The 15,032-nt window shown below is 28.5% G+C and carries 12 protein-coding genes, 1 riboswitch and 1 other annotated feature; of the genes, 11 read left to right on the top strand and 1 reads right to left on the bottom strand.

Annotated elements, in window-relative coordinates:
• The first annotated feature begins 44 nt into the window (after positions 1–44).
• The 8 genes from Fi14EGH31_RS00095 (at position 45) to Fi14EGH31_RS00130 (ending at position 11,915) form a co-directional block, all read left to right on the top strand.
• Positions 45–1,388, top strand: a complete 1,344-nt coding sequence (locus tag Fi14EGH31_RS00095; RefSeq protein WP_200765003.1) for a polysaccharide deacetylase family protein — start codon at positions 45–47, stop codon at positions 1,386–1,388.
• A 103-nt stretch (positions 1,389–1,491) separates the two neighbouring features.
• Positions 1,492–1,688 (top strand) — a binding site (T-box leader).
• A 37-nt stretch (positions 1,689–1,725) separates the two neighbouring features.
• On the top strand, positions 1,726–3,687 hold the full coding sequence (metG, locus tag Fi14EGH31_RS00100; protein ID WP_200765004.1) for a methionine--tRNA ligase: 1,962 nt from the start codon (positions 1,726–1,728) through the stop codon (positions 3,685–3,687).
• 88 nt (positions 3,688–3,775) lie between these two features.
• Positions 3,776–3,956: riboswitch (cobalamin riboswitch) on the top strand.
• Between the two features lie 92 nt (positions 3,957–4,048).
• Entirely contained in the window at positions 4,049–5,134 is a 1,086-nt protein-coding gene (locus tag Fi14EGH31_RS00105) for a hypothetical protein (RefSeq protein ID WP_200765005.1), read from the top strand.
• Entirely contained in the window at positions 5,118–5,897 is a 780-nt protein-coding gene (locus tag Fi14EGH31_RS00110; protein ID WP_117828298.1) for a DUF4430 domain-containing protein, read from the top strand. Before Fi14EGH31_RS00105 ends, Fi14EGH31_RS00110 begins: the two co-directional genes overlap by 17 nt.
• Positions 5,898–5,905: 8 nt before the next feature.
• Positions 5,906–6,442 carry an ECF transporter S component gene (locus tag Fi14EGH31_RS00115; RefSeq protein ID WP_022002023.1) on the top strand — a complete coding sequence of 179 codons (537 nt, stop codon included), beginning with the start codon at positions 5,906–5,908 and terminating at the stop codon, positions 6,440–6,442.
• A 65-nt stretch (positions 6,443–6,507) separates the two neighbouring features.
• Positions 6,508–7,149 carry a YggS family pyridoxal phosphate-dependent enzyme gene (locus tag Fi14EGH31_RS00120; protein ID WP_117828297.1) on the top strand — a complete coding sequence of 214 codons (642 nt, stop codon included), beginning with the start codon at positions 6,508–6,510 and terminating at the stop codon, positions 7,147–7,149.
• 106 nt (positions 7,150–7,255) lie between these two features.
• The gene (locus Fi14EGH31_RS00125; RefSeq protein ID WP_117828296.1) at positions 7,256–7,693 is read left to right on the top strand and encodes a MarR family winged helix-turn-helix transcriptional regulator; all 438 of its coding nucleotides are present in this window, start codon (positions 7,256–7,258) and stop codon (positions 7,691–7,693) included.
• Positions 7,686–11,915 (top strand): 2-hydroxyacyl-CoA dehydratase, encoded by a 4,230-nt coding sequence (locus Fi14EGH31_RS00130; protein ID WP_200765006.1) that lies wholly within the window; start codon positions 7,686–7,688, stop codon positions 11,913–11,915. Before Fi14EGH31_RS00125 ends, Fi14EGH31_RS00130 begins: the two co-directional genes overlap by 8 nt.
• A gap of 30 nt (positions 11,916–11,945) precedes the next feature.
• On the opposite strand, the gene Fi14EGH31_RS00135 is transcribed toward Fi14EGH31_RS00130, so the two are convergent.
• Positions 11,946–12,347: a helix-turn-helix domain-containing protein gene (locus tag Fi14EGH31_RS00135; protein ID WP_117347721.1), complete on the bottom strand. Its 402-nt coding sequence runs from the start codon at positions 12,345–12,347 to the stop codon at positions 11,946–11,948.
• A gap of 319 nt (positions 12,348–12,666) precedes the next feature.
• Here Fi14EGH31_RS00135 and Fi14EGH31_RS00140 point away from each other — a divergent pair, with 319 nt between their 5' ends.
• Genes Fi14EGH31_RS00140 through rsmA form a run of 3 tightly spaced genes read left to right on the top strand, consistent with a single transcriptional unit; the run spans position 12,667 to position 15,032 of the window.
• Positions 12,667–13,692: a transglutaminase domain-containing protein gene (locus Fi14EGH31_RS00140; protein WP_200765007.1), complete on the top strand. Its 1,026-nt coding sequence runs from the start codon at positions 12,667–12,669 to the stop codon at positions 13,690–13,692.
• 4 nt (positions 13,693–13,696) lie between these two features.
• Positions 13,697–14,233, top strand: coding sequence for a ribonuclease M5 (rnmV, locus tag Fi14EGH31_RS00145; RefSeq protein WP_107029256.1), 537 nt, complete (start codon positions 13,697–13,699; stop codon positions 14,231–14,233).
• The gene (gene rsmA / locus Fi14EGH31_RS00150; RefSeq protein WP_022001672.1) at positions 14,214–15,032 is read left to right on the top strand and encodes a 16S rRNA (adenine(1518)-N(6)/adenine(1519)-N(6))-dimethyltransferase RsmA; all 819 of its coding nucleotides are present in this window, start codon (positions 14,214–14,216) and stop codon (positions 15,030–15,032) included. The genes rnmV and rsmA overlap by 20 nt, the downstream gene beginning before the upstream one ends.

Consider the following 15,032-nt stretch of genomic DNA (forward strand, 5'->3'; position numbering starts at 1 on the left):
ATATATCATTTGTGGTATATTATAAAAAAGGAGGAAGTGGTAATATGTATAGCAAAGATAGCTACAATTATGGTAGACATGGAAGAAAAAGAAGATTAAAATCAATACCTGTAATTATTACATTATTGGTTGTGATATTAATATTAGGAGGTATTTATTTTTTACTATTTAATGAGAAAAATAAATATGAAGATTATAATACTTATAATGAAACAAATAAACAATATGGAACAGTACAACACTATGAAAAAGAAAATGATGATTTTTACATTTCATTATACTATCCTAAATTAAAAGAAAAGAATTTAAATAAAATTATTAAAGAATCATATAGCACATATTTAAAATCAGAAAAAAAGAAAAAGGATCAAAAAGATATATTATATCTAGATTACTCTTGTAAAAAGATTTATAAACAATATGTTGTTGTTGAATTAGATTATAAGCGTATTAATGAAGATGAGACAAAAATAAAAGCAACAAAATCTATAATGACATATGATTGTAAAACAAATCAATTAGTTGCTTTAAAAGATTGTTTACATGGTAAATATGGAGATTTATTAAATACATTGGGTGTAAATGAATATAACAAAGAATCAACATTAATAAAAGTTGATAAAGATAGTTTTACATATTATACAGATGATACATTAAAAAATAAAATTGTTATTAATTATAAAGAATATAAAGATTACATAAAATTAGCAAATAAAAATATTCCATCTAATGCACCATTAGGTGTCAAAGCACCTAAGTTAATGAAAGTAGATCCAAAGAAAAAAATGGTTGCTATTACATTGGATGATGGACCACATAAAACATTAACAGAAAGAGCAATGAATGCATTTGAAAAATATAATGGTCGAGGAACATTCTTCGAATTAGGTCAAAACATGAATCTTTATCCAGATGTTGTTAAATCAGTTTATGAAAGAGGACATGAGATAGCAAGTCATACATATCAACATGCACAACTTACAAAATTAGATGCAACTGCATTAGATGAAGAAATTAAGAAAACACAAGATGCTTGTTTTAAAGCAACAGGTACTGAACCGACACTTGTTAGACCTCCATATGGAGCAAAAAATGATGCAGTTAAATCAGCCTTCAACACATATGGTTTAAGTATGATTTTATGGGATGGAGATACAGAAGATTGGCGTTATAGTAAAGCAACAGATGGTGCACAAATAGTATGTAATAATATTATAAGAGATGCTAAAGCAAAAACTGGTGATGGTAATATTGTCTTGATTCATGATATTCATGAAAATTCTGTTGCTGGATTAGAAATGGCTTTAGATCAATTAAGTAAAGAAGGTTATCAATTTGTTACTGTATCTGATTTAATCAAATATAAAGGACATTCTGAATATAAATAGTATAGTTTAGGCTATACTATTTTTGTTTCACGTGAAACATATTTTCTTTCAATGAAACTCATTGACATTGATTTAAGGGTTTGATAAAGTTAATAAGGATACAATAAATACGAAGAATGGAAGATGTTAAAGCAAAACATTTAGAGAGCTGATGGCTGGTGAAAATCAGTATGTTAAACTTTAAGAGATGGCCCAGGAGTAGTTATTTCAAATAGTTAGAAATAATCGTTAACTGCGTTAAAGTTTTGAGTGACACAGCAATGTGTAAAAAAGGTGGTACCGCGATTATTCGTCCTTTTATAAGGGCGTTTTTTATTTTTATAAAGGAGATTAGAAGATGAAAGACGAAAAAGATTATTATCTTACAACAGCAATTACTTATACTTCAGGTAAACCTCATATTGGAAATACTTATGAAATTATTTTAGCTGATGCAATTGCTCGTTTTAAAAGACAAGAAGGGTACAATGTTCGATTCCAAACAGGAACAGATGAACATGGACAAAAAATTGAAATTAAAGCTAAAGAAGCAGGAATTGAACCAAAGCAATATGTAGATCAAGTTGCAGGTGTAGTTAAAAATATTTGGGATATGATGGATACATCGTATGATCGATTCATGAGAACAACTGATGAATATCATGAAAAACAAGTACAAAAAATCTTTAAAAAATTATATGACAAAGGTGATATTTATTTAGGTCATTATGAAGGTAAATATTGTACAGCATGCGAATCATTCTTTACTGAATCACAATTAGTTGATGGTAAATGTCCTGATTGTGGGGGAGATGTACATGATGCCAAAGAAGAAGCATACTTCTTTAAATTATCTAAATATCAAGATCGTTTAATTAAACATATCGAAGATCATCCAGAATTTATTCAACCAGTTTCAAGAAAAAATGAAATGATGAATAACTTCTTAAAACCAGGATTACAAGATTTATGCGTTTCTAGAACATCATTTAAATGGTCTATTCCAGTTGATTTTGATCCTAAACATGTTGTTTATGTATGGATTGATGCCTTAACAAACTATATTACAGGACTTGGATATGATGCAGATGGAAATCATGGTGAATTATATAAAAAATACTGGCCTGCTGATTTACATTTAATTGGTAAAGATATCGTTAGATTTCATACAATTTATTGGCCAATTATGTTAATGGCATTAGATATTCCATTACCTAAACAAGTATTTGGACATCCATGGTTATTACAAGGTGAAAGTAAAATGTCCAAATCAAAAGGAAATGTTATCTATGCAGATGATTTAGTAGATATCTTTGGTGTTGATGCAGTAAGATATTTCGTATTACATGAAATTCCATATGATAATGATGGAAGTATTACATGGGATTTATTAGTAGAAAGAATTAATAGTGATCTTGCTAACGTTTTAGGAAACTTAGTTAATAGAACAATTGCTATGTCTAATAAATACTTTGGTGGTATTGTAGAAAACAAAAACGTATGCGAAGACGTAGATCAAGAATTAAAAGATTTAGCGTTAGCTATGCCAGCTAAATCTATTGCTAAAATGGATGAATTCAAAGCATCAAATGCATTAGATGAAATCTTCAACTTATTAAGAAGAACAAACAAATATATTGATGAAACAATGCCATGGGCATTAGCTAAAGATGAAACTAAAAAAGATCGTTTAGCTACAGTATTATATAACTTAATTGAAGCAATCAGATTCTCAGCAGTTATGCTATATCCATATATGCCTTCAACAGCTACAAAAATCTTAGATCAAATTAATACAGATCAACGTGATTTTGAAAGCTTAAAAGAATTTGGTAAATATGCAAATGGTACAAAAGTTGTTGAAAAACCAGAAATGTTATTTGCTAGATTAGATCCAAAAGAAGTTGCTAAAAAAGTAGAAGTTATTGAAGCAAAACAAAAAGCTTCTATCAAAGCTGTAAAAGAAAAGAAAGAAAAAGAAGCTAAAGAAACAAAAGAAGAAATTACAATTGATGACTTCTCTAAAATTCAATTAAAAGTAGGAAAAGTTATTAAATGTGAAAAACATCCAAATGCTGATAAATTATTAGTAAGCCAAATTGATGTTGGTGAAGAAACACCAAGACAAATCGTAAGTGGTATTGCTGATGTTTATTCACCAGAAGAATTTACTGGTAAAAAAGTTATTGTTGTAACAAACTTAAAACCAGCTAAATTAAGAGGCGTAGAATCACAAGGGATGGTTCTTGCCGGTGGAGATAAAAAAGTATTAGGTGTTGTAGATGCAGGAGAATTACCAGTAGGTACAACAATCAGATAATCTAAAATCGCATGATTTCATGCGATTTTTTTCTATTCTGTCTATATTTTTTTTATCAATTATAATATAATGTCCAAGTACAAAGTAAAATTGAATAATATTTATAGGTTTTAAATATTATATATTTAAATTAAAAAGGAATCAGGTGAAATACCTGAACGGTCCCGCCGCCGTAATGTGGAGAATAAGCATCAAAGTCACTGGGAAACTGGGAAGACGCTTAAACAATGAAACAGAGTCGGAATACTTGCCTATATCTAAGGATACACTTTACGGAGTATAAAGTAGTTCTTCTAGATAAACTAGGATAACTATGCCTAGTTTTTATTTAGGAGTTATTTAATTTGAAAGGGGAAAGAATATGAAAATGAAAAAAATTGTATGCAGTCTTATGATTTCAGTATTATGTTTTATGACTGCTATTTCTGGTGTATCGGCAGCTTCTTATGATACATCAAAAATTAATGATGTTTATTCTAAAGTTGTTGAATATTATAAAAATAACAATACTTTAAATAATGCAGATAAAATTCTTGCTGTAGAATCTTTAGGGTTAGAAGCAGAAAGTAATCAATTTGATATTTCTTCAGTAGATTTTAGTAAAACATCACTTTCTAAAAAAATTGTAACAGAAGTTTTATTAGGAATTGATCCTACAAAAGACAAAGAAACATTAGAAAGCCAAATTGATGAAAATGGTAATGTTGAAGGTAGCTGGGGAGCTTCTTCAGATATTTGGACATTATATGCTTTATATGCTACATCATCAGAAAAAACAAAATTACTTGCTGATAAGTTAAATACAGATTTAGCATCATCTAGTGTTTGTGGTTATGAATGGGGTGGAGTTTACTATGCTGACTATGATACTACAGGATGGGTTATCGAAGGTTTAGCAGTTGTTAATAAAGAAAAATATGCCACTACTATTAATAAAGCAATTGATTATATAAAAAGTAATACAACTGTAACAACAACAGGATGGATTACTACTGATAATGTAGATACTCAATCTCAAGTATTAGAAGGAATGTTCGCCTATGATACAAATAGTTTATTAAATGATAGCTATACTATTCATCCAATAGATTGTCTTTTAAATACACAATTAAGCGATGGGTCATTCCCAAGTGGTTATAATGCAGAATATACAACTGCAGAAGTAGCTAAAACATTAGGTACATATAAAAATGGTTCAGTTTTTGAAAAAGCAAAAAAAGCTTATGATAAAATGATGAATCCAGAACAACCTGATAACACAAAACCAGTACAACCAACAGATACAAAAAAAGATAGCCAATCTACAAATAAAGTTGAAACAACAAATCAAAAAACAACTTCAGTAAAAACTGGAGATGAAACTAATGTTGTTATCTTTGTTTCATTATCAATGGTGTCTGGTGGATTATTCTTAGTATTAAGAAAAGAATATGAAAGAGTTCATTAATAAAATAAAAAATATGGATAAAACAAAAAGAATTGTAATATTATTTATTACAATTTCTTTTGTTTTTATTGGTAGTTTTTCTATTTATAATGGTGTTACTGGAAATTATAAAACCAATCAAGTAGCACAAGTAGACGCTACAAAAAATAAGAAAGAAAAAAATACTAAGGAAACTAAAAAAGAAGAGAAACAAGAGACAACTGATCAAACACAAGAAACAAGTGAATCTACACAAAATGACAGTCAATCATCAACACAATCAACAGATGAAACAAAAACAAATGATGAAAATAAATCAAATAGTAAATCATCATCTACAACTCAAAGCAATAGTAAAAGTAGTAGTGCAGGTCATTCTCAAAGTTCTACGAATCGATCTCAATCAAATAGTGGACAAACAAGTAATAATCAGTCAAATAATTCATCAACCAATAGTTCATCGAATCAACAACCAACTAATGAAAAAATTACAATAAATATTCAAGTAATTGGAATGGGAAATACAATGATGGCTGGTACTTTAAATGTTGATAAAAATAGTAATGCTTTAAGTGTATTAAAAATTATAGCAGCTAAAAATGGTAAAGAGGTTGAGGGTAGTGATTATTATGTTTCAGGAATAGGTGGTTTAAAAGAAAAACAACATGGGCCAATGTCTGGATGGATGTATAGTGTTAATGGTGTTGCGCCTAATAAGGCAGCAATTAAATATGATTTAAAAGATGGTGATAAAGTTGTTTGGTATTATGTTAACTACGAATAGGAGAATATATGCATTCAAGTAAAGTAAAAGAAATTAGTTTAATAGGAATATTAGCAGCTGTTAATATTGCCTCTCGTATATATCTACAAGCATTACCTAATATTAAACCTGTTACTTCTATCATTATTATTTCTGTCATGTTATTTGGATTAGGTTTTGGAGTTAAATTAAGTATTGTTACAACTGTTGTTTCTAATTTGTTTTTAGGCATGGGAACATGGACTTTCTTTCAAATATTAGCTTGGGTTGTTATTTGTTTGATTACACAGGTTTTATTAGATTTTTTAAAAAAGATACATAAGGAACCAAAACTGTTTCCTATGGCTATCTTTTCCTTTTTTATGGGGTATGTCTTTGGTATTGTTGTTTCTCTAGAACAATTAATGTTAGGTGGTCCTTCTTTATATATTGTTTATTATATGGCAGGATTGTTATTTGATACTTTTCATGCAGTAGGAAACTTTTGTTTTTATTTAATATGTGCACCTATTTTAATGAAAGTATTAAAAAAGGAATCAGAAAGAATAAGATTAAAACAAGACTAAGTTCTTGTTTTTCTTTTTGATTGAATTATAATTAAATAAGAATTTATCATGAAAGGAAGAGTTTTATGATTGTAAATGAAGAAGCAGTTAAAAAGATATTAGAGGAAGTAAAACCAGCAAAACTTGTTGCAGCTACAAAATATGTAGATGTTCATGAAATAGAAAAATTAGAAGAATTAGGTGTAACATGTTTTGGTGAAAACAGAGTACAAGCCTTTTTAGAAAAGTATGAAAATTATCATGGTAATGGTGAATTTCAATTTATTGGAACATTACAACCTAATAAAGTTAAATATATTATTGATAAAGTAACTTTAATTCATGCAGTAGATCGTTATTCTTTATTAAAAGAAATTGAAAAACAAGCCGCTAAAAGAGATTTAGAAATGCCTGTTTTAATTCAAGTAAATATTGCTAAAGAAGAAAGTAAACATGGTTTTGAAGTAGAAGAAATTGATGAAGTATTTAATAGTTTAAAAGATTATCCTCATGTCAAAGTAAGAGGACTTATGATGATGGCACCACATATTGAAAGTAGTGAAACTGAAAGGTATTTTAAAATGACACAAGAGCTTTTACAAAGACTTCAAAAAGATTATCCAATGTATCAATTGGATCAGTTATCAATGGGAATGTCTAATGATTATCATGAAGCTTTAAAACATGGATCAACAATGATTAGAATTGGAAGTGCTTTATTTAAATAGATATGAAAATATCTATTTTTTTGTTTAAATAATAAAATTTCAAATAATTTGACATAGTGTGACAAAAGCGTATAATGTTAGCAGCCGAACAAAAAAGGAGACATTTATGGAACATCGAATAGGAATGGAAATACGTGTTTTGTCTAAATATATGGGACGTTATTTAGATGATATTCATGGTATTGATTGTATGTTATCAGGACCGCAGGGGCTAATTCTTATTTATTTATGTGAAAATGATGAAGAAGTTTATCAAAAAGACATAGAAAAATATTTTAATATTAGAAGATCAACTGCAACAGGTCTTTTAAATTCTTTAGAAAAGAACGGATATATCACAAAAGAACCTGTTGAAAATGATAAACGTATGAAAAAAATCAAAGCAACTGAACATGCGTATAGTACAGTAGAAAAGATTGATCATCATGTTATTCAATTAGAAAAAATTATGTTAGATGGAATTGATGAAAAAGAAGTGAAACAATTTAGAAATACGATTTCTAAAATGACACTTAATTTAGTAAAGGAGTCAAAAAATGGATAAATTATATTACATGGGAATTGATGTAGGATCAACAACAGTAAAATTATATGTGGAAGATCAAGAACATCAATGTATCTATTCAAAATATCAAAGACACTACTCTGATGTTAAACCAGCAATAGAAAGTCTAATTAAAGAAGTTCAAGAACACCATGGAAACTTACCAGTTAAAGTAGTTATGACTGGATCAGGTGGGCTTTCTTTATCAAAACACTTAAATGTAGAATTCGTTCAAGAAGTGATTGCTTGTACAAAGACAGTAGAAACATATATTCCTGAATGTGATGTCGCAATCGAATTAGGTGGAGAAGATGCAAAAATCACTTATTTTGAATCAACTCTTGAACAAAGAATGAACGGAACTTGTGCAGGTGGTACAGGAGCTTTTATTGATCAAATGGCTTCTTTATTACAAACAGATGCTGCAGGATTAAATGAACTAGCTAAAAACTATGAAACAATTTATCCAATTGCTTCTCGTTGTGGTGTTTTCGCAAAAACAGATATCCAACCATTAATCAATGAAGGTGCAGCAAGAGAAGATATTGCTATTTCTATTTTCCAAGCAGTTGTTAATCAAACAATTAGTGGTCTTGCTTGTGGTAAACCTATTCGTGGTAAAGTTGCTTTCTTAGGTGGTCCTCTTTATTTCTTAGATCAATTACGTGCACGTTTTATTGAATCATTAAATTTAAAAGATGAAGATGTTATTTTCCCTCAAAACTCTCAATTATTCGTTGCTATGGGAGCTTGTTTACTTGCTAGAGAAGATAAAATTAAACAAACAAGTATAGATGAATTAGTGAATATTTTAGATTCATTAAAAGATGGTATTTCTGATGAAACAGATACTTTGAAACCATTATTTGAAACAGAAGAAGATCGTATTGAATTTAGAAATAGACATTATCGTACTAAAGTAAAGAAAAGAGATTTAAATACATATCAAGGAAAAGCTTTCTTAGGTGTAGATGTTGGTTCGACAACATCTAAAGCTGTATTAGTTGATGAAGATGGTTCTGTATTATATACATTCTATTCATCTAATGAAGGAAATCCAATTGAAGTTGTTCGTAAGATCTTAAAAGAAATCTATGAAATCTTACCTAAAGGAGTAGAACTTGTTCATGCTGGTTCAACTGGATATGGTGAAGCTTTAATTAAATCTGCATTTAAAATGGATGTCAGTGAAGTAGAAACAATTTCTCACTTTACAGCCGCTAAATATTTTAAAGATGATGTTTCATTTATCTTAGACATTGGTGGACAAGATATGAAAGCTATCAAGATCGAAGATGGTATTATTCAAGATATTTTATTAAATGAAGCTTGTTCATCAGGATGTGGCTCATTTATTGAAACATTCGCAAAATCATTAGGGTATAATGTTGCTGATTTCGCTAATCTAGCTTTACAATCAACAGCACCAATTGATTTAGGATCACGTTGTACTGTATTTATGAACTCTAAAGTAAAACAAGCACAAAAAGAAGGAGCTAAGATTGAAGATATTTCTGCAGGTCTTGCTTATTCTGTTATTAAAAATGCTTTATATAAAGTTATTAAATTACGTTCGCCTGAAAGTATTGGTAAATCAGTATTAGTACAAGGTGGAACATTCTATAATGAATCTGTTTTAAGAGCTTTTGAACAAGAAACAGGAATCAAAGCGATTCGTCCAGATATCGCTGGATTAATGGGTGCTTTTGGTATTGCTTTAATTGCTAGAGAAAGATATCAAGGACAAGGAACAACATTACTTAATAAGGAACAAGTTGATGCTTTCGGTTATGAAAGTACAATTCGTTATTGTCAAAAATGTACAAATCATTGTATGTTAACAGTTTCTTCATTTAATGATGGTAGTGAACATATCAGTGGAAACAGATGTGAAAGAGGAGCAAACTTACCTCCTAAATCAAAACAATTACCAAACTTATATGATTATAAATATCGTCGAGTTTTCAATTATCGTTCATTAACGGCTAAAGAAGCAAAACGTGGAACAGTAGGTATTCCTCGTGTCTTGAATATGTATGAAAATTATCCTTTCTGGCATACATTATTTAATGATTTAAAATTCAGAGTAGTCTTATCACCACGTTCAAGTAAAAAAATCTATGAAAAAGGAATTGAATCTATTCCATCAGAAAGTGTATGTTATCCAGCTAAATTATCACATGGACATATTGAAAGTTTAATTGAAAAAGGAATTAAATATATTTTCTATCCTTCAGTAGCTTATGAAAGAAAAGAAAATGTTACTCAAGGAAATCATTACAACTGTCCAGTCGTAACTTCTTATCCAGAAGTTATTAGAAATAACGTAGATAACTTAGAAACAAATGAAATCATCTTTAGAAATCCATTCATAGATTTAAGTAACCGAAAAACAATGTTTACAAACTTAAAAGATGAATTTAAATCATTTGGTATTAGTGATAAAGAATTAAAAGCAGCGATTGAACATGCTTATGAAGAACTACAACAATGCCGTTTAGATATTCAAGGAGAAGGGGAAACAGTCCTTGCATATTTAAAAGAAAATAATATGACAGGTGTTGTTTTATCAGGTAGGCCATATCATGTCGATCCAGAAATCAACCATGGATTAGCAGATTTAATTACTGGTGAAGGCATGGCTGTTTTAACAGAAGACAGTGTTTGTCACTTAGATAAAGAATTAGAAGAATTACGTGTTGTGGATCAATGGACATATCATTCAAGAATGTATCATGCAGCATCTTTTGTATCATCACAACCTAATTTACAATTAATTCAATTAACATCATTTGGTTGTGGGTTAGATGCTGTAACATCAGATCAAGTAGCTGAAATCTTAAATGCGAGAAATAAGATTTATACACTTATTAAAATTGATGAAGGAAGTAACTTAGGTGCTATTCGTATCCGTATCCGTTCCTTAAAAGCAACAATTGATAAACAAGAAAATAAAGAAATTGATTTATCTAAAAAATATAAACCAGTCAAAGTACCATTCACTAAAGAAATGAAAGATGATCGTTGGACAATCCTTTGTCCACAAATGTCACCAATCCATTTCCAATTTGTTGAAAAAGCAATGCAAGAAAGTGGTTATAACTTAAAAGTCTTACCATCAGTAGATAAAGGAGCTACAGAAGCTGGATTAAAATATGTCAACAATGATGCCTGCTATCCAAGTATCCTTGTTGCTGGACAAATGATGGAAGCTTTAACAAGTGGTGAATATGATGTCAACAAAACAGCTTTGATCATTTCTCAAACAGGTGGTGGATGTCGTGCGACAAACTATATCGGATTTATCCGTAAAGCTTTAAAAGATGCTGGTTTAGAACAAGTACCAGTTATTAGTGCTAACTTACAAGGTATTGAATCAAATCCAGGATTTAAGATTACTTATCCTCTTGCTAAGAAAGTTATTATCGGTGCAATGTATGGAGATTTATTCATGAGAGTCCTTTATCGTGTAAGACCATATGAAAAAGAAAAAGGAAGTGCTAATAGACTTTATCAATCATGGGTAGAAAAATGTATGAAAAATATTGAAACAGGTAGCATGAAAGAATTTAAGAAAAATGTTTATCAAATCGTAAAAGATTTTGATGAATTACCTTTATTGGATATCAAGAAACCAAGAGTTGGTTTAGTAGGAGAAATCCTTGTTAAATTCCATCCAACTGCTAATAATCAAATTGTTGATATTATTGAAAGAGAAGGTGGAGAAGCAGTTATGCCTGATTTAATTGATTTCTTCCAATATTGTTTCTATTCAACAACATTTGAAAGAAAACATTTCAATGCGACAGCTAAAGCTGCTAAGCTATGTGAATTCGCTGTTAAAGCAGTAGATTTCTTAAGAAAAGATATGATTAAAGCATTAGAAAAATCTAAACGTTTTGATCCACCAGCATCTATTGAACATCTTGCTGATAAAGCCAAAGAAGTTGTTTCAATTGGTAACCAAACAGGTGAAGGTTGGTTCTTAACTGGTGAAATGATTGAACTTATTGAAAGTGGAGCACCAAATATTGTATGTATGCAACCATTTGGATGTTTACCTAACCATGTTACTGGTAAAGGAGCAATCAAAGCTTTAAGAAAGAAATATCCTCAAAGTAATATTGTTGCTGTAGATTATGATCCAGGAGCAAGTGAAGTTAACCAATTAAATCGTATTAAATTAATGTTATCGACAGCATTTAAAAACTTAAATAAATAGAAAAATAGTGGTTCATTTTTGAACCACTATTTATATTTTGATAAGATTGCAGGTTGATAACATCATATTTGTTTTATTAATTGAATAATGATTTTTAATAGCACAAATGATTAAACTATCCCTACTTTCTTTATAGGATAATGTTTCACATTCAGCAAGAGAAAGCATAAAGTTTGTTTTCTTTAAATCAATATTTAAAACTAAACTCATTTGAATAAGATCATCTCTTTGAGGTTGAATTTTTCCATTAAGAATACCATTCAAAGTGTTTTCATCAATTTTTGTTTCATTATATAACTTGATTGTAGGAATACAGTAATATCCTAATAAAGCATAAAAATAAGTTAAAAAATCTAAATTTGGAAATTCGTGTTTTACTTCATCAATATTGGCACATGTATCAACAAGCATAAATAATCTATCGGCATTCATCATATCACCTACTTATTATAATTCTAACCCCTTTTAAATCATTGAACAAGTTTAAAAATATTTATTTTACTAATAATATTTTATAATAATAGTTTTAAAAAGATTGTAGAAAAAAAAGTAAAAAAAGGATATAAAATCTAAATAATTTGCATAAAATAGTATAAAAGAGTATGATATGAATAAGAAGGGGATGTTTATTATGTGCTTAGGATTATTAATGATGCTCTTGGCAGGTAGTGTAGTTTATTTTGGTAAGAGTTATTTTGAATATAAATTGAGGGAAGAGTAATCTAGCATTCGCTAGATTATTTTTTTTAAAATGAAAAAACTGATTAGTCTACTTGTATTATTTTTATTATGTGGATGTTTTCCACAATCTTACCAAAGTATAGAAAATAAATTTAAACAAGATCAATGTTTTAAATATCATTACCAGCTTTTAAATAAAAAACAAAAACAACTCTATCAAATAATTTATAATATTGCTTATACAAGAAAACAAAATATTTATATTAAAGAAAAAGAGATAGATAAAGTGAGTCAAATTGTTAATGCAGTTTTAAAGGATCATCCAGAGTTATTTTATATTAAGGAATGGTCTCTTAATACAAAAGGTCTTTTTAATTTTGAATATAGTATGAAAGAAAAAGAAATTCTTAAAGATCAAAAAAGGATAAAGAAAATTGTCAAACAACTAAAAGAGGATACACAAGATTTAAAATCCTATCAAAAAATAAAATATATTTATGATGATGTTATTACTCATTGTAAGTATAATGAACAAGCAAAATATAACCAAGAAATAATCAGTGTTCTTATTAATCATCAATCAGTTTGTAGTGGTTATGCAAAAACAATGCAATATCTACTCAATCAATTGCATTTTAAAGCAACATATTTGACAGGGAAAACAATAAAAGGAAGAAAAGACAAACATGCAATAAATATGATAAAATATGACAATGATTATTATTATATAGATGCAACCTGGGGTGATTTAGTATTAGATGATGAGGAAATCATCAATAATAATTATTTGATGTTTGATAGTCAAACAATGAAACAAATGTATGATTTAGATGATCATTATAAAATAACTAAAAATGATAAACATACTTATTTTAAAGAAGAAGGGTTGTATTTTGATTTATATCAATTAAATACTTTAATAGCTAAAATAAATAAAAATAAAAGAGAATGTTATTTTCAATTTTCAAATGAAGTATATAATGATGCTAAAGAAAGATTAACAAAAAAAGGAGATGCCTATCGTTTAATAGAAGGGGTAGATCATATTCAATATATCACGAATGATCAATTGAAGACGATTTATTTAAAATGGTAAAGTTATGAAAAGAATTAATGAAATTGTTGTTGTTGAAGGAAAAACAGATAGCCAATTATTAAAAGAATTATATGATGTAGATACTATTGAAACACATGGACTAGGATTAGATGATAAAACATTAGAGCTTATTAAAGAGGCTAGTAAGACAAGAGGTGTTATTGTTTTAACAGATCCAGATTATCCAGGTTTAAGGATTAGAAACCAAGTGGAGAAATATGTACAAAATTGTAAACATGCTTTTGTTGATAGAAAAGATGCAATTGGTAAAAAGAAACTAGGTATTGCTGAAGCAAATAAAGAAGCTGTAAAGAAAGCAATTGAAAATGTTGTTACATTTTCAAATCAAGAAGAAAGTATTTCTTGGAAAGAGTTTTTAGAATTAGATATTATTGGAGATAAAAAGAAAAGATTAAAGGTTTATGATTTATTTCATTTAGGATATGGCAATGCAAAAACTTTGTTTAAAAGATTAAATATGGTGGGTATTTCCAGGGAAATGATAGAGAAGGAGTTAGAGAATGAAGGATATAGCGACTAAAAGTACAACTCAATATATATTAGATAAATATGATTTATATCCTAAAAAGAAATATGGGCAAAACTTTTTAATTGATCCTCATGTCGTAGAAAAAATCGTTCGTTGTTCAAGTGTTAATGAAAAATGTGCAGTGATTGAAGTAGGACCTGGAATTGGTGCTTTAACTCAAGTATTAGCACGTTATGCAGGATATGTAAGAAGCTATGAAATAGATACACGTTTTAAAGGAGTCTATGAAGAGTTTTTAAATCAGGAAAATATTGAGATTGTTTTTGAAGATTTTTTAAAAGTAAATTTAGAGGATTTAATGACTTTAAAGGATAAGTATGAAAAAGTTATTTTAGTAGCCAATTTGCCTTACTATATTACAACTCAAATTATTGAAAAGGTTTTAACTGAAAGTAAAGTTATTGATGAAATTGTCGTGATGGTACAAAAAGAAGTGGCTTTAAAATATACAAGCGATTATAAAAGTCCACTGATGTATATGATTGAAGATATGGGTAAAATTGAATATATGTTTACAGTAAGTCAAAATGTTTTTATTCCTGCACCTCATATTGATAGTGCTATTTTAAAGATTACAATTAATAAGGAAGCTAATTTAGATTTATATAAAGTATTAAATAGTGCTTTTAAACAAAGAAGAAAAACGATTTATAATAATTTAAAACAAGAATATCAAAATGCATTAGATGTTTTAAATGAAAATCAAATAGATCAAAAATTAAGATGTGAACAACTTACATTAGAAGATTATCAAGCTATCACAAAATCATTATATAAACATACTATATAA

The sequence above is a fragment of the Faecalibacillus intestinalis genome (assembly GCF_015097455.1).
Classification (GTDB): domain Bacteria; phylum Bacillota_I; class Bacilli_A; order Erysipelotrichales; family Coprobacillaceae; genus Faecalibacillus; species Faecalibacillus intestinalis.